The sequence below is a fragment of the Lysinibacillus sp. BS3 genome (genome assembly GCF_039614735.1).
GTDB classification, from domain to species: domain Bacteria; phylum Bacillota; class Bacilli; order Bacillales_A; family Planococcaceae; genus Lysinibacillus; species Lysinibacillus capsici.
This window is the reverse complement of the sequence record NZ_CP154860.1, coordinates 2346657-2365682: the sequence shown is the minus strand read 5'-3', so window position 1 is coordinate 2365682 and position 19026 is coordinate 2346657. Positions and strand designations below refer to the sequence as shown.

The window sequence follows — 19026 nt, the reverse complement described above, 5'->3', positions numbered from 1 at the left end:
CAATTTTTCCCTCCTAATAATCTCTATCTACCATGCCACGAAATTGGAAAAAAGAAAATATAATGGATAATAAAAGAATGCTTTAAGCCTATATAAATAGAACAATTTGGAGTTAGTAGTACTATCGATTTTTTCCTTTTAAATTGAAGGAGGAAAAAATCATTAGTGTTTAAGTTTTCTTTAAGAGGTTTGACGTATGATGATTGAATAAGTATATCAAAATTTAAACATAGATAAGATTAACGAAAAAACATCTCAATGGGAGAAATGATCTATTGTGGGTAAATTCAAGTTAAAGTTATCGTTTCTTATTATTAGTATGACAACTATTGTTGTCCTCATGACATCTAGTATTAGTATTTGGATTAGCTATCGTAATTTCAATGAAATTTTGAAGGAACATAAAACAAATATACAAGAAACTTATGTAATGGAAGTCTCGACAATTACGGAAAGCTATTTACAAGATGCTAAGACAGATGACCATTCATTAAAGCTGTATACGCAACAAATGGTTGATACTTTACTTGATGAAAGAATAGTGTCCTTCAATTTGTTTTTTAAAAAAGTCCTAGGGCCAATCATAATAGTTATAGCGACTATAATGGGATTTGCTATTTGGTTTGCTATTAAAATTACACAGCCTCTCAAAGAGCTATCGAAAAGAATTGAAGTAGATGAAGGAGCACAAGGGATTGAGGAAATTGCTGATTGGTATAATGAGGTAAATTTATTGAAAAAGAATATTCAAAATATGATGATCTGTTCGGAAAGTAAAATCCATGACTTAACAGAGCAGTTGAACTTAGATTCATTAACAGGGATTCTTAATCGCAGAAGAATGGATCAAATTTTACACAAATTAATTATTGATAAGGTTCCTCATGCCATTATCTTAATAGATCTAGATGATTTTAAAAGTATAAATGATACATATGGTCATACTGTAGGAGATGAAGTTTTAAAAGCCTTTGCGATTACTATGCAGAGCAGTGTCGGGGAACAGGGGTTATGCTTTAGATTTGGCGGCGAAGAATTTATGGTCATCTTACCTTCGATGAATATAGAGGATGCAGTCCAATTAGCGGAAAGTCTCCGAATTAAACAAGCTTTACAAGAAACTGTGTGTGGAAGACCTGTGACAATGTCTGCTGGAATTACGGCTTTTACACCAAATGTCCAAAGTCCCAATCAACTGATAGAAATTGCAGATCATGCTTTGTATAAGGCTAAAAAATCTGGAAGAAACTGTTTGTGTGTTGTAAGTAATATGAGACAAATGATTGTTAAATAATTAAACTATATAAGCATGCTAGCACTGGACGCTAGCATGTTTTTCATGTCTTTAGGGGTAAACGCTTGTTTCATGCTCTTTTTCATGTGCATGTAAGACGTTTTGAAAAAGTTCTGTGGTTTCCTGAGATGGTGACACATTTAATTCTGTTAATAGAAGGCTATTAAAAGAATGGTATATTTTTATAGCTTCTGCGCGATTTCCAATTTCAGTATAATGTTGGATTAATTGTTGCACGATTTTGTCGGAATACGGATTAAACTCTAAAGCAAATAACAATGAACGCTCTCTGTTTTTAAGGTTCTGATTTTTAGAGTAATAAAGTATCAATTCATCAAGTAGTTGACTAAATTGTTTATTCATCAAATTTGTTTTACTAGTAGTCCATGCATAGTCCATTGTTGCCATAAATTCACCATGGTAATTTTGGATGAGTTCCTCAGCTTTTTCAATATTTAATCGTCCTGTTTCAGCTTTGGTATTTAAGATATCCTCCAAATCAAAGGCATCACATTGAAAATCGTTTAGTTTCAAAATATAGCAGCCATTTGCATATTCAATGACATCCGTGTAGCCATAAGATGAAAGTGTTGTACGTAAGTAGGAGACAGTAGTATGCAATTGTACTCTGGCTTTTTTTACATCCGTATCACTCCAAAGTGAATCTAAAATGTTATCACGAGGTACGGGCATATGAAGCTGTAAAAATAGAAAGGCAAACAATTCTTTGCTTTTAATTGTTCTCCAATGAATTACTTTTTCATCAAAAGAAACGACAAACTCTCCAAAGCATCTGATTTGAAGCATAGGCTTTTGATGCGTTCGAGTTTTCTCCGATGATAGATTTTTTTGGAATAGCTTTTGTATTCTGTTAATGGTTATCTCTAAACGAGATTTTGAAACTGGCTTTAATAAATAATCAAGTGATTGTACATCAAATGCCTGAACAGCATAGTCTCGATAGGCAGTTACAAAAATGATACAGATATTTTTATCCCATGTTTTTAACAGTTGTGCTACTTCTAATCCGCTCATACCTGGCATTTCAACGTCTAAAAATGCTACTTGAAAGTCTAAGGTAGGTCCTTCTTTCAATACATCCTTTGCAGTAGTAAAAGTTCGAATGACCTCTATGTTATCAAATTCATTTAAATGTTTTTTCATACTAACCAGAGCTAATGGCTCATCGTCCACGATAATTACCCGAATCACATAAGGAACCTCCTTTAGATAAATATGGCTGTATGATCAGATTGAGATATCTATTATGGATCCTTTATATGGGTGAGTAGGAGCTGTTTGTTGCTGAGGTAGTTCTTTCAGTAATTCAATTGCAGTAGTTGTGTTTAAATTAAGAGCATTTTGCATGACACTCATCTGTACTGTTTGTTGGAGTTCCATCAGCTGGGATGACATAAGTGAATTAACTTCCATTTTTATTCCCTCCTTTTCTTTTTTTATCGGCTAAATATAGCAAATATCTAATATAAAAAAGTCCTAAACAGACCTACTAAATTATAGTTTATACGCAATAAATTGATTAAATTACTAAAAAATTAATTGAAATTGTATATTTTTCCGTTTTTATAGTAATAATTCCTAATATCAGGTAGCTAGTCCTGAGTTATTAATTTGCAAACTTATGGTTGCTTACATATATAGAGCTTTTAACTCTAGTGTGCTAGCAACAGATTTGCAACAAATAATAAAATGATGGAGGTATTACTAAACATGAAGAAAAGAGCATTAGCTTTAGCGGTAGTATTGACATTTGGTGTGAGTCTCTATGCTAGTCCTTCCTTTGCTAAGGACAAGTCGCCAGGCAATATACTATGGGCACTCCCGCAAATTTATAATTTAACAGTTGGTGAGTTCCAGCAATTAAATGAAAAGGATTCATTATGGTTTTACCCAGAGCAAGACTTAGTGAAAGACACGTCAAAAGCAGAAGAACCATCGGGGGATGAATATGTCATCAAAGGTGGGGATACTTTATTTTCAATAGCTCGTATTAATAATGTAACTGTAGATGATTTGAAGAAATGGAATCACCTTGCGTCAGATTTGATTTTAGCTGGTGAATCGATAGCTATTAAAGCTTCAGCTGCAAAACCAAAACCAAAAACTTCCGAGGGGATTGCAACAGCTGCTAAGCCTGCTGCACCTGCCAAAACAAAACCAGCAAGTGCTCCAGCAACTGTCTCTGGTAAAACATTAACAATGCGTGCGACTGCGTATACAGCCTATTGTGAAGGCTGTTCAGGAATTACAGCAAATGGAACAGATATAAGGTCGAATCCTAATTTAAAGGTAATCGCTGTAGATCCACGGGTTATTCCACTTGGTACGAAGGTTTGGGTGGAAGGTTATGGTGAAGCAATCGCTGCTGATACAGGTGGAGCTATTAAAGGAAATAAAATCGATGTATTTATTCCTACTGAAGGACAAGCACTTCAGTGGGGTGTCAAAACAGTAACGGTAAAAATCTTAAATTAATTATGAAAGGGGTTTCTCGAACTTTGGGAAATCCCTTTTACTTTGGTTGAGTTTCCTATTCAAGCTCAAATGAAATAGGAGCCATTATAGAATCGTAAATGATTAATTTTGCATAAGTACTGAAGAAATTGGAAATCATCAGAAAGAGAGGAGGTATTTTTATGAAAAAAATAAGCTTAATGAGTCTTTCTTTACTAATTTTTGTTGCGGGTTGCAGTTTTTTCGATAAGAAAGAGGAGAAAGTAGCTGTCAATGCATCTACCCCTTTAACAGCTACTGCAAAAGTAATTGGTGCAAATAATGAAAGCTATGGCAATGCATATCTTCAAGAGGAAGATAATGGGGTTATGATGACGCTCGCATTAACAGGCTTACCACCAGGCACACATGGTATCCATATTCATGAAGTAGGAAAGTGTGAACCACCTAAATTTGAATCAGCTGGTGCCCACTTTAATCCAACAAACAAGGAACATGGTAAACTAAATCCTAATGGTTATCATTTAGGGGACTTACCAAATTTGGAAATTGGTGAAGATGGCAATGTGGATCTTAATTTTTTAGCTGAGGGGTTAACTTTACAAAAAGATCAACCAAATTCGCTATTAGATAGTGATGGAAGTGCTATTGTCATTCATGAATCAGCGGATGATTATAAAACAGATCCTGCTGGTAATTCAGGAGCTAGAATAGCCTGTGGAGCCATTCAATAGAATGAAAAGTGAGACTGTATCTGAATGTCAAAAGATGCAGTTTTTATTTTGTAAATAAATAGAAAAAATACGATAGTTCAATCTAAAAATGAGATAGGTTTTATAGTTATAATGCATAATGTATATAATTTATTGCAATTTACTAAAAATCTATTGTATAATCCTTTTATCAGAAAATTCAATTAATAAGGAGTGGTACAATGGGGAAGTTGTTAAATTCAAAGTTTGAAACGTATTTAATGGATCAAGAATTCGATTTACGTGAAGAAGAAGAGAAAAATGAGGAGCAAATGGTGAATATTCAGTATGAAGAGTATCCAGAAGGGTTTTTTACAAGTTTATAATGAAAATTTGATGGGCTATGTTGAAAGTATACTAACTTTTAGCATAGCCCATTGTATATTATACCTCTATTGATAAATGGCTTTTCCAGTGCATATGAATGTAATATATGATTAAAATAAGTGTATTAGGTCTGAAGACATATGTACTTTTCTGAAAAAAATTCATGTATAATGGGAAACAAAAATGCGTATAGAGGTGTAGTTATGTCGAAAGCTTTAACAGTAGAAGAAACGATTTATCAATGGTTTGATCATTTTCATCAATATCCCGAAGTAAGTTGGAAAGAGTTTGAGACTACTAAAAAAATTGCTTCCATACTGGATGAATTGCATGTTAGTTATCGTTTATTAGGTGATATACCAGGATTAATAGCTGAAATTGGGACTGGTAATGAAATTGTTGCAGTACGTGCTGATATTGATGCCTTATGGCAGGAAGTTGATGGGAAGTGGCAAGCAAATCATTCGTGTGGACATGATGCGAATATCTCCATGGTTCTTGGTGCATTATTACTACTGAAAGATCGCACCTTACAACATCGTATTCGTTTCATCTTCCAACCTGCTGAAGAACTAGGAAATGGCGCATGTGCAACGTTTGATAGAGGCGCGGTTGATGGAGTATCACATTTATTTGGTGTTCATTTAAGACCAATAGAAGAATTACCACTTGGCAAAGTTTCGCCTGCGATTCATCATGGCGCTGCTTATTTTTTAGAGGGATCTATTCAAGGTATAGATGCACATGGTGCTAGACCACATCAAGGTAAAAATGCCATTGATGTTATTATGGCCGTGCAACAAATGCTACACAGCATTCATTTATCACCATTTGAACCACATTCTGCTAAGTTAACAAAAATCATTGCGGATGGTGGTAGTACAAATATTATTCCAGGTAATGCTAGTTTCTCAATGGATGTTCGCGCACAGCATAATCAACAACTTGAATTGTTGCGCAGTAAAATTGAATCTGGCCTGAAATCAATACAGCAACAATTTGAAATTGATATGAGTTGGAAGTGGATAGATTTCACACCAGGTGCTGAAGTTTCCCCAACTGCTGCGAACATGGCCAAGAATGCCATCATTGAGGCTTTGGGAGAAGGGCATTTAGCAGATGAAATAACTACACCAGGTAGTGATGATTTCCATTTCTATACAGTTAAAAAGCCAGAATTAAAAGCGGCAATGATTGGAATTGGTGCAAATTTAACACCAGGATTACACCACCCTAAAATGACATTTGATCGTAGTGCCTTAATTGATGCTGCGAAAGTACTTGCATGTGTATTAGAAAAAAAGCCTGAATAAAAAAATATTAAAAGCTATATGAAAAAATGTAACTTTTTTTTCATATAGCTTTTTTGCATGAACATTTTTAATGATGCATGGATATTCAAGGGTTTGCATTGTTTTTTATTGCTACTTGAAAGCGTTTTATTACGCTAAAATAAAGGGATTTGCTAGGGAAGCATAAATTTTTTGCGTTGACTTTTAATTTTTTGAATATTAAGCTAAAAAACGTAAAAAATTATTTGCGTCTTGAAAAAACCGAAAAGGGATTTGGTGCAAAAAAAGGGGATGGAAAAATGAAAAAGGATATTAATGCGGGCTGGGCACTACTAACTTTTGCAATTATGATTATTACTATGTTGATTACAGTAGTTGTTTTAGAGCAAAGTCCTCACGTACCTCTTCTTGTTGGCACAACTGTAGCAGCAATTGTTGCCAAAATGCATGGATATAAATGGGCAGAAATTGAAGAGATGATGTATAAAGGGATACGTCTGGCATTACCTGCCATTGTTATTATTATTTTAGTAGGTTTGACAATTGGGGCATGGATTGGCGGCGGTGTCGTAGCAACAATGATTTTCTACGGTCTAAAGTTAATTTCTCCAGCGTGGTTCCTTGTGACAATCATGTTGTTATGTTCAATTGTGTCATTAGCTATTGGTAGTTCATGGTCTACAATGGCTACAATTGGTGTCGCGGGTATGGGTATTGGTTTAAGTATGGGTATTCCAGCGGCTATGATTGCTGGTGCTGTTATTTCGGGTTCATACTTTGGAGATAAGATGTCACCATTATCAGATACAACAAATCTAGCAGCAGGATTAACTGGTACAGATCTGTTTGCACATATTAAGCATATGCTTTATACAACGATTCCAGCGTTGATTATTTCACTTGTTGTTTTTGGATTCATGGGTAGAAAATTTGCAGAAGTTTCAATGCAATCTGAAGAAATATTAACAACTTTAAAAGTGATGGAAGAAAGCTTCGTTATTTCTCCTTTACTATTACTTGTTCCTGTGGGGGTTATTGTATTAGTAGCTAAGAAAGTACCAGCAATTCCAGCTTTAATTATAGGGATTGTTTCAGGTTTCTTACTACAGATTTTTGTACAAGGTGGTTCAGCTGCAAGTGCTGTACAAGCATTACAGGCAGGCTTTGAAATCTCAACAGGTAATCACATGGTGGATGATTTATTTAACCGTGGTGGTCTAGACTCGATGATGAATACGGTTTCAATGACGATTGTAGCGATGACATTTGGTGGTATTTTAGAGTATTCAGGAATGTTAAAGGCATTGATGAATGTAATTGTGAAGTTTGCTAAATCTACTGGAAGTCTTATTGCTTCAACGATTGCAGCTTGTGTAACAACCAACGCAACATGTTCTGAGCAATATATCTCAATTGTTGTTCCTTCACGTATGTTCGCGGGTGTCTATCAACAACGTGGTTTACATTCTAAAAACCTCTCTCGTGCATTAGAGGATGGGGGAACATTAACATCTGTTTTCTTCCCTTGGAATACTTGTGGTGTGTTTATTTTAGCTACTTTAGGTGTAAGTGCAATGGAATATGCACCATATGCAATTCTTAACTTTACTGTACCGATTATTTCTATTATCTATGGATATATTGGATTTGCTATTGTTAAATTAACGCCAGAAGAAATAGCAGAAGCTGAGAAGCGTAAAAAGGCGCAAGAAGCTGAAAATACGGATAATTTGGTAATGGTTGACTAAAATAAAAATTCTCGTAGATTCATGTGTATCTACGAGAATTCTTTTATGAGGCAGTTTAGTAAGTTGCAAAATTCAATTGATAAATTTTACGAGGACGTCCTTGTTGATGGGTCATTTCTTCACCAACAATATTTACATAGCCATTATCAACTAATTTTTTAATAATACGCTCTGTAGTACGTCGTGTTACTTGGAGGTATTCAGAAAGATTTTGAGATGTAAATTGAGCTGACTGTCGTTCGTTACTAAAATTGATTATTTTAGAAATATTTAATGGACTTAAACTTGTAAGCTTAGCCATTTGTAAAACATAAGGATCATCGGTTTTTAAAGAAATTTTACCTTCTGTATTAGGGAAAGGCCCTAATAAGTTTTTATGTTCATCAAGAATATAAATCTCAAAAGGTTTAGTAAATGTTAAAGCATGCTGAGCATTTTGTGTGGCCTCCAAAATGGAATAGCCATAGCCAAATGCTAGCTTAAAAGGTTGTTCAACTTGCTGTATGAGCTGCTCTAAGTTTTCCTTTTCGAGAGCATTTTGAAGATGTCCAGCAGTTGTGTATAGCTCAAAGGAATGCGTTGAAATTTGCTTAAAAGTTGAAAAGGTAGCTTTCGCAATTTGACTTAAAACAGTTGATTCAATGGAAGTATTTTTAGGGATTTCTAAGAGACCCACTACAGCCTTGAAAGCTTCTGACTTGGTTAATAGTGATTTTGATTTTGTTTCTTCAAGGCATTGAATAATAGATTTGGTAGCATCTAACATACGCATTGACGGTATTTGAAGTGCTTGTAATTCATCAAATACACTATGAATACTGGTAATGACAAAATCAATACTTTTTGAATTCCACAGGGCGATATGGCGTTTTAAAATATTCTCAGTTGGCTCAGTAATCGAAATATGCTGAACATGTGGCTTTTGACCATGAAATTCTATTTCTGCTAAAACATTATCAACGAATGCAGGATTCATTACATCAATGGATATCCTGTCGATAGCTACAGCATGTTTGGCTACTAATGATAATAATGTTGTAGAAATGGTTGTTTCATCTTGCTTAATATAATTCCAAGGTATTGGAACTTCTGAAAGTAATGATTGAGTGTGTAGATAAGGTAACGTTCCTCCGAATAATATTGCATCACACGGTTTTATTTGCTTCATTAAAGTAGGCGCTTCAGAGGGGTGGCTGTAAAGATAAAATTCTAATTGAATATCCGTTATGTTTTGTGCGATACTAATAATACGTTTCATAAATGCTTTTGAACATATAATCGCTATTTTGGTAGACATGGACATCACTCCTTTTCTATTTTTTTAAACATTTAGCGACGTATTAGCGACAACTTTAACGACAGAGGAGACTGATTACGATGAAAATTAAACAAGTAGAAATTTTTGCTATACATTTACCGCTAATTGATCCATTCATCATTAGTTATGCTACATATGATACAATGCCTTCCATTATTTTAAAAGTAACTACCGATACAGGTGTGGTAGGGTATGGTGAAGCTGTTCCTGATGAACATGTAACAGGTGAATCATGGGAAAGTACATATGCTGTACTAAAACATCAGCTAGTCCCAGCTATTATTGGAGAAAGTCCAATGGCCTTTGAAAAACTACACGATAAAATGAATAAAGTTGTGAAAGATGTACCAGCAGCAAAAGCAGCGATCGATATTGCTTGCTTCGATATTGCTGGAAAAGCCTTAGGTGTGCCTGTATACCAACTTTTAGGTGGACGTTATCATGAAAAATTCCCAATCACACATGTACTAAGCATTGGAACACCTGAAGCAATGGCAGAAGAGGCAGCTAATCGAGTAGAAATGGGCTATCGCTCTTTTAAAATGAAGGTAGGTACAGAGGTACTTCGTGATGTAGCCCGTATAAAAGCGGTACGTGAGCGAGTAGGCGAAGACATTGCTATTCGAGTGGATGTAAATCAAGGTTGGGGTAATGCTGCCACTACTTTACAAGGTTTACGTGCTATGAAAGATTTAAATATCGATTGGCTAGAGCAACCTGTCGATAGCGAAGACATTGATGGAATGGTAGAAATTAAATCAAAGTCTGATGTAACATTAATGATTGATGAAGGACTACGAGGCGTACGTGAAATGCGTGAAATTATTGCCAAGCGTGCAGCAGATAAAGTAAATATTAAATTAATGAAGTGTGGTGGCATCTATCCTGCTATGAAGCTTGCTGTTATGGCGGAAATGGCAGGAATTGAATGTCAAGTTGGTTCCATGGTAGAGTCGTCAGTTGGTTCTGCTGCAGGCTTCCATGTAGCATTTTCTAAGAAGATAATGACGAGTGTAGAACTAACGGGTCCATTAAAATTCTCAAAGGATGTTGGGAACTTACATTATGATGTGCCATTTATTTGCTTAAATGAGAAACCCGGATTAGGGGTAGATGTAGATGAAGCTGTCATCCAGGAATTATGTAAGTTTTCAACTGTTGTCACAGCCTAAGGAGGCTTAATATGGAAATTATCTATGATGGTATGCTTGGTGAGACACCGTTTTTTGTTATAAAATTAACACTCCAACATTTACAACAAATTGAAGAGCTACAAGTTGAGGTTTATGAAGCTTTAGCAGACCAAAGTATCCTCCAACCCTTAAGCACAGAGGAATTTGAGTATATTTTAAATGGTCATGGAATGATGATAGGTGCTTATGTAGGGGAAGAATTAATCGCCTTTCGTGCACTGTTAAACCCGCCAATTGATGAAGAACACCTTGGCTATGATTGTGGGATTGCAGAAAACGAATTTCAACGTGTTTTATATCAGGAAATATCGAATGTTTCACCAAAATATCGAGGTTACGGATTACAGAAAACATTAGCTACAGTAGTGATGGAAAATATCGATTTAGAAAAATACGATTATGTTTGCTCCACTGTAAAGCCATATAATATTCCGAGCTTAAAGGATAAATTCTCGCAAGACCTCGTTATTAAAGGATTAAAAATTAAATATGTAGATAAGCTTCGTTATATTTTTTATAAAGACTTACGACAAGAGATGTCCCCGAACTTTACTGAAAAACAAGTGATATCGATGGGAGACACAACTGCGCAACAGCAACTTTTAAAACAAGGTTTCCTTGGCACGTCTATGTTTGAAGAAAACAACGGTTGGTTTGTAGTATACGAAAAATAAAGCACAAAGCCTTACCTTTCACATGAATTTGTGGAGGGTAAGGCTTTTTTAAAAGGCTCTATTATTTTTTCATTGGGCAAAAACCACAAGCCATTAAACCAGGGATATCTTTAGAAAAACAGCATGATTTTCTTACAGGAACGTTGACTAAATTAGTCGGGCTAAGACCACCTGTATATTGTGCCCACCAAGATTTATTGGAGAAGCGTGCCCATGTTTTTGGGTCCTCTAAAGCCTCAATATCCTCCATGGCTTGATCGGCTAAGCCAGGATTAGATAATAATATATGATAATGCCATAGCAAATAGCCGAAGAAATTTTCCCAAATGGTAAGGGGGGAGATGGAGGTTACTTTACGAAGCTGTTGGACAATGACATGGCCATCGTAAAGAATTTTCTCAATAACAGCTTGGCGTTCATCTTCATCAACGTAGCGCCAATCATTTGGATTGGCAAACATGGCAACAGTAAAGCTATTAAATTCCTTTGCAGCATCAAAACGCAATTCAAGTGGCTTACCATCCCATACTTCGTCATAAGCGGCAAGCATATAAAATTGCATAGCAAAAAACATCCCATAACGGCGTGCAAAGTGAGAAATAGCTGCTGTTTCTGTTGCTGCATCTGTTATACCCATCATAAGGTTTAAAAAATCAGGATGGTAAAAGTCTTTATGTATATCAGCTAAAGTAAATAAAGTCCGCTTAGGTTCAGTTGTATAAATACTGTACGAGTTTAATTGTTGAACTTGATCCATTGTTAAAGCTGGCATAGTTATCCTCTTTTCCTTTGAACATCTGTTAACTTCATTATAAAGTAATCATTTTTGCTTCACAAATGGAATATCATGTAGTAAAATACATTAAACATATCAGAAAGGTGGGTTTTAGGGTGTCGCAACTTCATACAATTCCAAGACCACTTGTTAGACTGAACCAGTGGACTATTCTTCTGAGTGTCATTTTATCATGGGTAACAGGAATTACCTGGATATTAGTAATTCCACTAGCTGCAAATTTACTAGGTATTTTATGCAACTATAACCCGATACTTCGTGTAGGGAAGCTCTTTTTAACAAAGGCTCCATCTACATATATACCAGAGGATGCTCAGCAGCAAAAATTTAATTCAAGTATTGCTAGCCTTTGTTTAGCAGCTGGTTTATTAGGTTATCTGTTACATTGGCAGGTTGTTGGTCATATCTTTACTGGCCTGGTTGCAATTGCATCGGCCATCGCAATAGCAGGCTTTTGTATAGGCTGTTTTTTACATTTTCAGTTGAAGCAATGGCAGTACCGACGCTCATTAAAAAAATCTTTTTGAAAAAGTAAAAAAATTATAAGATTATGATTGACATTTTAATTGATAATGATTATCATTATCGTATAAAGATTATTCCTCGTCTACAATACAGTGTAGAGAGGATGAACTTTAGCTACTTTTCTCCAGAAGTTTGCTAGTTCATGATTACGCTCCTAAAACCCCCCTCATTTTTTGGGAACGTGAAAATCTCAGACGACTTATTCTAAATTTAGAATAGAGTCGTCTTTTTTTTTGTAAAAAAACAGCCCATAAAATGGACTGCTAAGAAGTTGTGTTTTGTTGCACAGCATTCTTTTTCCCGATAATCATTGTATAGTAACTATGTAATAGCATACCAACAATGATAACTCCGAGACCTGCAAGTGCAATAGGGCTAGGGAAGGCAATTCCTAATAGTAATACCTCACCTATAATAACGAAAAGAATTTCTGTTGACTGAGTTGCTTCCACAGCAGCTAGCTTGCCTTGATGGTCTCTTACGCGATCCGTTGCTATGAAAAATAAAACTGTTGCTATAACGCCTGAGCTAATTCCAACAAGCAATGATTGAAACATTTGACTTGCTGAGGGTAGTCCTACTGTAAGAACGGCATAAATAGCTATGATGATCCATGCTGGCATTGAAGCAATGGTCATTCCTAACACCCGCTGAAAAGTATCGATTCGGCCCCCACAAACTTCCATCATTTTACGATTGCCGAGAGGATAAGCAAAAGCTGCAACGATGACAGGTAAAATACCAAGCATTAAACTTCTAAACGATACTGATTGTGCATGAGGTATTTGTATAAGCAAAATACCTACTAAAATGACGCATGAAATAAGCAAGGATATGAAAGGTATTTTTTGTCGCACTGTTTTACCAGCAATGATCGATACAAAAAGAGGAGCTAATAATACACCAGCAACGATTGTAAACTGCCATGTACCTGAAACCAACCAACCTGGACCAAAAGCAGCAGCAAATGTTAATGGCGCGTAAAATAAAACAAATCCAACAAAGCTCCAAAGTAGCCATGCTATAGGCTGTGCTTTTATTTCACCAGAAAGCTGTGAAAAGCCCTTACGATAAAAGACAATGATAAGCAAGAAAGGGAGCATAAAAAAATAGCGTAATGATGCACTCCATAGCCAACTACCACCTTGCATTTCCATTGCGTGATTTAAAATAAATGTCACGGCAAAGAAAAGGGAAGCTAAAATACCTAATGCAATTTCTTTCATAAACATCACCTCAATTTGAGTTTATAACCTCAAACCCTTTATGTAATTTGAAAATTCAGTAATTATGGCTGAAAAAATTACGAAGAGAGGAAAAACCCCTCTTCGTAGCTATGAAAATTTTTCATGATTCCTTAGGTAAATGCGTATAGAAATAAGCTCACTCAAAATTAAAACTATTATTTTGCTTGCTGTTCAAAAAGCTGAACGATTTCTATGATAACTTGAGTTGCTTTTTCCATTGTTTCAGCGGATACATATTCGAATTTGCCATGCATGTTTTCGCCACCAGCGAAAATATTTGGTGTCGGTAGGCCCATATAAGATAATTGTGAGCCATCTGTACCGCCACGAATTGGCAGGGTATTCGGTGTAATATCTAATTTTTCCATTGCAGTACGTGCAATGTCAACAATTTCTTTTACAGGCTCAATTTTTTCACCCATATTGTAGTATTGATCTTCAATGGTAATACTCAGTGCATGCTCACCAAATTGTGCTTGAATTTTAGCTGCAGCATCACGCATTAATTGTTTTTTCTCTTCAAACTTTTGGCGATCATGGTCACGCACGATATAAGATAGCTCAGTATGCTCAAGAGCCCCTTTAAAGCTCATTAAATGAATGAAACCTTCATAACCTTCTGTCTTTTCAGGAACTGCGTCAGCAGGCATTTCATTTTGGAAGGCAATAGCCATTGTAATAGCATTCACCATTTTATTTTTTGCTGAACCAGGATGGACGCTAGTGCCTTTTGTAATTACTTTTACGCCAGCGGCATTGAAGCTCTCGAATTGTAGTTCGCCAAGTGGTCCACCATCCATAGTATAGGCATAGTCTGCACCGAAAGCGGCGACATCAAATTTATGTGGTCCACGACCGATTTCTTCATCCGGCGTGAAGGCTACACGGATTTTACCATGCTTAATAGTAGGATTTTTAATGAGGTACTCCATTGCCGTCATAATTTCAGCAATCCCTGCCTTATCATCAGCGCCTAATAAAGTAGTACCATCTGTTGTAATAAGTGTTTGGCCTACATAGTTTTTAAGCTCTGGGAAGTCAATCGGAGACATAACTAAGTTTTCGTTTAACTGAATATCTCCACCATCATAATTATCTACACGCTGTGGCTTCACATTTGTGCCTGTATAGTCAGTAGCTGTATCAACATGGGCTAAAAAGCCGATAGTTGGTACTTCTTTTTCTGTATTAGCTTCTAATGAGGCAAATAAATAGCCATTTTCATCTAATGTAATGTCTGTTAAACCAATTTCGGCAAGTTCGTCTTTTAAAACATGTAATAAGTCAAATTGCTTTTGTGTAGAAGGAGTTGTTTCGCTTGTGAAGTCTGATTGTGTATCAATTTTTGCATAGCGTATTAATCGCTCAATTACTTGTTCTTTCATAAGTATGGCCTCCTAATGTATATATGTTAAAATTCTTTGTGCTTTTACAAAGCCGATTCCAGGCGCAATTATGTCTTGGCATAATCGATATTATTGTAACACTTTACTTCGGATTTCGGAATATTGAAGGATACTTAAAGCAATAAGTAATTGGGCGCTATAATAAGTCAGCATGATAATTTCATGAGAAAATGCTAGTGGCATGACAAATTTGTTAATAGCTAAATAAGAATCAGAAGCAATAAATAATATTGCACCACTTGTTGCCAGAGTAGATCCAGTTTTAATAGCTGTCCATCCCATTGTGAGTATCACAGAAATGTAGGCGATTACTGCAATACCAAGTATGGTTTCACCTGTTTTAAAGACAGATCCCGCAATCCATATAGCCATACTTGCTCCATAGAGTAATAATAGTATTTTAGCCCAAGTTGGTACATGCCGCTCATTTGCAGTAGAGAAAGCAAAAATATAAAAGATATGCCCAATAAGAAAGCTAGTTAGACCGATTAAAAACCACTGCAATGTATAGTCTCCAATCATGCAAAATACAAGCCCAGCAATAATCAAAAGTTGGTATTTTTTAATATGTAATGGCTTCTGAATCGCAGCTAAAATAATGATGAGCAACATAGGAATCACTTTAAAGATGAGTTTTAAACTTTCAGCAATATGGGAAAAGAGAAAAATATAATAAAGACCCAATAAAATAATGACACTGATTAATAATTTTTTTAACAAATTTTTCAGCTCCTTTCCTTTTGAAATTCAATATTTATGGTAGAATTCCTTTCTGTACAACGTATGTATGAAACTTTTTTAGTATGTAACCGTAAAGTAAGTAGTGAGAAAGAAGAAGAGAGGATGAACCAAATGACTAAGCTACTGATAGCTTCAGCAGTCATTGCATTGATCGCAAGTGTGCTAGTGACACCGCTTATTACGAAGAAGCGAGAAGATGGACAATCGAAAAAGGTAATAGGATACTTTTTTATTGGAGTCTTTGTACTAGGGTTTTTAGCCACAGGGATTACGTTATATGTAACAAAAATTGATGTAAATTGGCTTGTTTTTTGGCCTGCTATTATTTTATTAACGTTAGTGGGTGCTCTGCTAGCAAGTGGTATCGAAAGGAAAATAAAAGGTGTTTTATTTTTAGCAAGTCTAGGTGTAGCTGTGTATGTTTTATCAGCACCTTTATGGAATGCTAATGAAAAATTTAAGTCATCCGAAATGAAGGAAGAAGTTGAAATAAAACCATTCGATGAGACACAAACACCTGCAAGTGTACCACCGAAATTTGCTCGCAATAAAATGAAGAAGGCTTTCGGTCAAGTGCCAAATACGAGCTACTATGAATTAGGACGCTTACAAATTCAAAAAGTGAAGGGCGAATATGTTTATATCGCACCAGTTGAATTTTCTGGATTCTTTAAATGGATGAACGGTGGTACAACACCTGGTTACTTCATAATGAGTGCTACAGATTCTGCGGATAATCCTAAATTTATAAAAGAGGAAATGAAATATGTACCTTCCGCATATTTAAATGCTAATTTAGAACGTCATATTCGTTTACAACACCCATTCCTTATTTTTTATGGTGACGTACAGCTGGAAGTAGATGATGAAGGAAAGCCATACTATATTCGCTCATATGGGGAATTTATTTCTGCGCGTAATGGCTTTGATGTAAAAGGAATTGTCTTGGTTGATGCGCTGACGGGGAAATCAGAGGTCATTAAACTGGATCAAATACCTGAATTTATTGATGGTGCTGTATCACCAGAGACAGTAAGTTTACAAAACAGTTATTTCGGTAATTATGTACATGGTTTTTGGAATAGTATGTTTGGTAAAAAGGATGTAAAGATTCCTTCTGATGAAGGAACAGAATCGAATGTTAGCCCGATTTTCGATGAGAAGGGTGATATGTATTACTTTACAGATTTTACAAGTCCTAAAGAAGGTGTAGATTCAATGTTAGGCTATTCACTAACAAACGCACGAACAGGGGATGCAACATACTATACAGGGAATCAAGACTCAAGTTATATGGATTCACAAGGTAATTTACAAATAATAGAGAAGAAATTTATTGAGAAAAAGTGGAATGGCGAAATGCCAGTGTTGTATAACTTTTATGGAGAAGCGAGCTGGCTGACAGCGGTGCTAGATTCCAATGGTTTCTTACAAAACTATTTTATTGTTTCTGCAGCCAATCCTGAAATTTCCGTTTACGCTACTACTCCTAAGGAGGCGTTGAAATTATATAAAACAGCCTTAAGTCGAGGAGGAAATACTGTAGATGGTAGCTCAAGTGCTGAGGAAAAACAAATAAGTGGTAAGGTATTACGTGTATATAAAGAACGTCTAGGCGATTTTACAACTGTATCTTTCTTATTAAACAATGGTGAAAATTATTTAGTGAGTGCCGAAACAGAACCTTTAGCAATTTATTTACAGGAGGGTGATGAGGTAATACTCACTTATGGAGATACAGGAGAGCAGTTCCTACCAGTTCGCTCTCTTATAATTAGAGGACTACAATAAAAGAACAAAAGACGATCTTGTTATTACGAAGATCGTCTTTTTTATGTAGCTTGCCCTTGAACATAGGTAAGCATCTTTTCTCTATGGTTCATAAATAGTCTTTTTGCATGATCATTTAGTGTAAAGATTTCTTGTATATACCCCTGTAACAATTTATCTTCATATTCAAAAGCATGGCTTTGAGTGTTTTCTAAAATATAGGATAATAAAAGAGCATGCAAGACAACTACTTCTAAATTCTGTGTATTCGTAACGAATTTTAAATTGAGTATAGTAGTGTGAGAAACGAACTGATTGACATAATCAATGGGTTTTTTATATACATTCAAATCAATATGTGGCTCGAGTCTTTTTCTTAATTGGGTGCATTCATTATTTAGGTCTTCAATTTTTAAGAATAAACCTCTTACACTTCTCTTATGCTGTTGTTCTAAGGTGCGAGCAAGATGTTTATTGATATTGGACATTGTTTCTATAACTCCTTTCTTTAATAGGTATCATTTATTAATATGAATGGAATAGCTGGAAAAGGAAAGAGTCTTTTCGTTTAATTTAAGGTTAGATTTATAGAAGTAATCGTGGCAATATCCCTAGATTGAATATATATATATAATATTTTTATGTAAAAAATGGAATTATTATCATACGATAGTAACTCCATTCTCGTTAATTTATTTCCAATTAAACCCTTTAGTTGCTAAAAACTCTTTGATATGCGGACGTCGTTGTTCAATTAAAAAATCAGCCATCTGTTTTGTCCAGTTATCAATTTTTCTGTTAGACGAACGGCTGTTATAATATATTTCCATTTCCTCGTTGTAGGCTGGTAAAAGTTCTTCATATTTTTCAACATTGTATTCATTTTCATGTAATACAGCAGATACAGGTAAACGAGGTTTTACCTCATTGCGACGTGCAGGAACGCCGATTGTTAGCCCGAATAATGGGAAAACATGGTCAGGCAGATTAAATAATTCACTGATTTCAGAAGGTTTATTGCGTACACCTCCAATATAGCAAATGCCATAACCCATTGACTCTGCCGCAATAACAAAATTCTGTGCAAACAATGATACATCTGCTACCCCGACAAGGACATTTTCAGCTGAATCAGCTACAATATCCACTCCTTCTAGTTTCCCAGCCATTTGAAGTCGCTTGAAATCTACGCAAAAAACAAATGCCCCACCTGAAGTTTCATATTGACGTGGATTACCAGAGAGTAAGCCTAATTTTTCCTTTTTATCTGCATCTGTTACCCATATTACACTATAGGCTTGCACAAAATGTGATGTTGCAGCCATTTGTGCTGTTCCAATTAAATCTTCAATGATTTCTTTTGAAATCGGTTCTCCATCATAGATGCGTACCGAGGAATGGCTACGTAATAGTTCTTTAACCATTAAAAACTCTCTCCTTTGTGTCTGTTCTATACCTTGAGCATAGC

19 protein-coding genes are annotated in these 19026 nt (G+C 35.5%); 10 read left to right on the top strand and 9 right to left on the bottom strand.

What is annotated here, in order from left to right; genetic code table 11:
- Window positions 1-277: 277 nt before the first annotated feature.
- Window positions 278-1294 carry a GGDEF domain-containing protein gene (locus AAJG31_RS11675; RefSeq protein ID WP_279493747.1) on the top strand — a complete coding sequence of 339 codons (1017 nt, stop codon included), beginning with the start codon at window positions 278-280 and terminating at the stop codon, window positions 1292-1294.
- Between the two features lie 51 nt (window positions 1295-1345).
- Here the strand turns inward: AAJG31_RS11675 and AAJG31_RS11670 are convergent, their stop codons facing one another.
- Both AAJG31_RS11670 and AAJG31_RS11665 read right to left on the bottom strand, forming a co-directional pair.
- Window positions 1346-2506, bottom strand: a complete 1161-nt coding sequence (locus tag AAJG31_RS11670) for a response regulator (RefSeq protein WP_279493749.1) — start codon at window positions 2504-2506, stop codon at window positions 1346-1348.
- Between the two features lie 36 nt (window positions 2507-2542).
- Window positions 2543-2728 carry a putative motility protein gene (locus AAJG31_RS11665; protein ID WP_004229797.1) on the bottom strand — a complete coding sequence of 62 codons (186 nt, stop codon included), beginning with the start codon at window positions 2726-2728 and terminating at the stop codon, window positions 2543-2545.
- 297 nt (window positions 2729-3025) lie between these two features.
- Here AAJG31_RS11665 and AAJG31_RS11660 point away from each other — a divergent pair, with 297 nt between their 5' ends.
- The 5 genes from AAJG31_RS11660 to nhaC all read left to right on the top strand — a co-directional run bounded on the left by AAJG31_RS11660 (window position 3026) and on the right by nhaC (window position 7888).
- Window positions 3026-3790, top strand: a complete 765-nt coding sequence (locus tag AAJG31_RS11660; protein ID WP_279493750.1) for a 3D domain-containing protein — start codon at window positions 3026-3028, stop codon at window positions 3788-3790.
- 161 nt (window positions 3791-3951) lie between these two features.
- Window positions 3952-4503: a superoxide dismutase family protein gene (locus tag AAJG31_RS11655; RefSeq protein ID WP_054549059.1), complete on the top strand. Its 552-nt coding sequence runs from the start codon at window positions 3952-3954 to the stop codon at window positions 4501-4503.
- Window positions 4504-4703: 200 nt separating this feature from the next.
- Window positions 4704-4847: a hypothetical protein gene (locus AAJG31_RS11650; protein WP_167444843.1), complete on the top strand. Its 144-nt coding sequence runs from the start codon at window positions 4704-4706 to the stop codon at window positions 4845-4847.
- Window positions 4848-5051: 204 nt separating this feature from the next.
- Window positions 5052-6161 carry an amidohydrolase gene (locus AAJG31_RS11645; RefSeq protein ID WP_054549062.1) on the top strand — a complete coding sequence of 370 codons (1110 nt, stop codon included), beginning with the start codon at window positions 5052-5054 and terminating at the stop codon, window positions 6159-6161.
- Window positions 6162-6439: 278 nt separating this feature from the next.
- On the top strand, window positions 6440-7888 hold the full coding sequence (nhaC, locus tag AAJG31_RS11640) for a Na+/H+ antiporter NhaC (protein ID WP_048393453.1): 1449 nt from the start codon (window positions 6440-6442) through the stop codon (window positions 7886-7888).
- A 55-nt stretch (window positions 7889-7943) separates the two neighbouring features.
- On the opposite strand, the gene AAJG31_RS11635 is transcribed toward nhaC, so the two are convergent.
- Window positions 7944-9185 (bottom strand): hypothetical protein, encoded by a 1242-nt coding sequence (locus tag AAJG31_RS11635; protein WP_048393260.1) that lies wholly within the window; start codon window positions 9183-9185, stop codon window positions 7944-7946.
- Window positions 9186-9265: 80 nt separating this feature from the next.
- Between AAJG31_RS11635 and AAJG31_RS11630 the strand changes: the two genes are divergently transcribed.
- Together AAJG31_RS11630 and AAJG31_RS11625 are read left to right on the top strand one after the other, a co-directional pair.
- The gene (locus AAJG31_RS11630; RefSeq protein ID WP_004229770.1) at window positions 9266-10378 is read left to right on the top strand and encodes a dipeptide epimerase; all 1113 of its coding nucleotides are present in this window, start codon (window positions 9266-9268) and stop codon (window positions 10376-10378) included.
- An 11-nt stretch (window positions 10379-10389) separates the two neighbouring features.
- Complete coding sequence (locus tag AAJG31_RS11625; protein WP_257961687.1) at window positions 10390-11073, top strand: GNAT family N-acetyltransferase; 684 nt, start codon at window positions 10390-10392, stop codon at window positions 11071-11073.
- 61 nt (window positions 11074-11134) lie between these two features.
- Here the strand turns inward: AAJG31_RS11625 and AAJG31_RS11620 are convergent, their stop codons facing one another.
- Window positions 11135-11845 carry a hypothetical protein gene (locus tag AAJG31_RS11620; RefSeq protein ID WP_036078049.1) on the bottom strand — a complete coding sequence of 237 codons (711 nt, stop codon included), beginning with the start codon at window positions 11843-11845 and terminating at the stop codon, window positions 11135-11137.
- Between the two features lie 119 nt (window positions 11846-11964).
- On the opposite strand from AAJG31_RS11620, the gene AAJG31_RS11615 reads away from it, so the two are divergent.
- A complete protein-coding gene (locus tag AAJG31_RS11615) occupies window positions 11965-12396 on the top strand; it encodes a DUF4395 domain-containing protein (protein ID WP_054549066.1) in 432 nt (143 codons plus the stop codon).
- A 261-nt stretch (window positions 12397-12657) separates the two neighbouring features.
- Here the strand turns inward: AAJG31_RS11615 and AAJG31_RS11610 are convergent, their stop codons facing one another.
- From AAJG31_RS11610 to AAJG31_RS11600, 3 genes are all read right to left on the bottom strand, one after another.
- Window positions 12658-13620, bottom strand: a complete 963-nt coding sequence (locus tag AAJG31_RS11610; protein WP_048393266.1) for a multidrug resistance efflux transporter family protein — start codon at window positions 13618-13620, stop codon at window positions 12658-12660.
- 176 nt (window positions 13621-13796) lie between these two features.
- A complete protein-coding gene (gene pepT / locus AAJG31_RS11605) occupies window positions 13797-15026 on the bottom strand; it encodes a peptidase T (RefSeq protein WP_279493751.1) in 1230 nt (409 codons plus the stop codon).
- Window positions 15027-15116: 90 nt separating this feature from the next.
- A complete protein-coding gene (locus tag AAJG31_RS11600) occupies window positions 15117-15767 on the bottom strand; it encodes a lysoplasmalogenase (protein ID WP_279493753.1) in 651 nt (216 codons plus the stop codon).
- 132 nt (window positions 15768-15899) lie between these two features.
- Here AAJG31_RS11600 and AAJG31_RS11595 point away from each other — a divergent pair, with 132 nt between their 5' ends.
- A complete protein-coding gene (locus AAJG31_RS11595; RefSeq protein ID WP_054549130.1) occupies window positions 15900-17579 on the top strand; it encodes a tripartite tricarboxylate transporter TctB family protein in 1680 nt (559 codons plus the stop codon).
- Between the two features lie 41 nt (window positions 17580-17620).
- Here AAJG31_RS11595 and AAJG31_RS11590 read toward each other — a convergent pair whose 3' ends face one another.
- The gene (locus AAJG31_RS11590) at window positions 17621-18046 is read right to left on the bottom strand and encodes a hypothetical protein (protein WP_054549068.1); all 426 of its coding nucleotides are present in this window, start codon (window positions 18044-18046) and stop codon (window positions 17621-17623) included.
- Window positions 18047-18250: 204 nt separating this feature from the next.
- Window positions 18251-18982, bottom strand: a complete 732-nt coding sequence (gene chrR, locus AAJG31_RS11585; protein ID WP_048393273.1) for a class II chromate reductase ChrR — start codon at window positions 18980-18982, stop codon at window positions 18251-18253.
- Window positions 18983-19026: the final 44 nt, after the last annotated feature.

Excerpts from the sequence above, each read along its gene's own strand:
- AAJG31_RS11595 (WP_054549130.1), top strand. The coding sequence starts at position 15,900 with ATGACTAAGCTACTGATAGCTTCAGCAGTCATTGCATTGATCGCAAGT.
- AAJG31_RS11590 (WP_054549068.1), bottom strand. The coding sequence starts at position 18,046 with ATGTCCAATATCAATAAACATCTTGCTCGCACCTTAGAACAACAGCAT.
- AAJG31_RS11610 (WP_048393266.1), bottom strand. The coding sequence starts at position 13,620 with ATGAAAGAAATTGCATTAGGTATTTTAGCTTCCCTTTTCTTTGCCGTG.
- AAJG31_RS11635 (WP_048393260.1), bottom strand. The coding sequence starts at position 9,185 with ATGTCTACCAAAATAGCGATTATATGTTCAAAAGCATTTATGAAACGT.
- AAJG31_RS11665 (WP_004229797.1), bottom strand. The coding sequence starts at position 2,728 with ATGGAAGTTAATTCACTTATGTCATCCCAGCTGATGGAACTCCAACAA.
- AAJG31_RS11630 (WP_004229770.1), top strand. The coding sequence starts at position 9,266 with ATGAAAATTAAACAAGTAGAAATTTTTGCTATACATTTACCGCTAATT.
- pepT (WP_279493751.1), bottom strand. The coding sequence starts at position 15,026 with ATGAAAGAACAAGTAATTGAGCGATTAATACGCTATGCAAAAATTGAT.
- AAJG31_RS11660 (WP_279493750.1), top strand. The coding sequence starts at position 3,026 with ATGAAGAAAAGAGCATTAGCTTTAGCGGTAGTATTGACATTTGGTGTG.
- AAJG31_RS11645 (WP_054549062.1), top strand. The coding sequence starts at position 5,052 with ATGTCGAAAGCTTTAACAGTAGAAGAAACGATTTATCAATGGTTTGAT.
- AAJG31_RS11655 (WP_054549059.1), top strand. The coding sequence starts at position 3,952 with ATGAAAAAAATAAGCTTAATGAGTCTTTCTTTACTAATTTTTGTTGCG.
- AAJG31_RS11650 (WP_167444843.1), top strand. The coding sequence starts at position 4,704 with ATGGGGAAGTTGTTAAATTCAAAGTTTGAAACGTATTTAATGGATCAA.
- AAJG31_RS11620 (WP_036078049.1), bottom strand. The coding sequence starts at position 11,845 with ATGCCAGCTTTAACAATGGATCAAGTTCAACAATTAAACTCGTACAGT.
- AAJG31_RS11625 (WP_257961687.1), top strand. The coding sequence starts at position 10,390 with ATGGAAATTATCTATGATGGTATGCTTGGTGAGACACCGTTTTTTGTT.
- chrR (WP_048393273.1), bottom strand. The coding sequence starts at position 18,982 with ATGGTTAAAGAACTATTACGTAGCCATTCCTCGGTACGCATCTATGAT.
- nhaC (WP_048393453.1), top strand. The coding sequence starts at position 6,440 with ATGAAAAAGGATATTAATGCGGGCTGGGCACTACTAACTTTTGCAATT.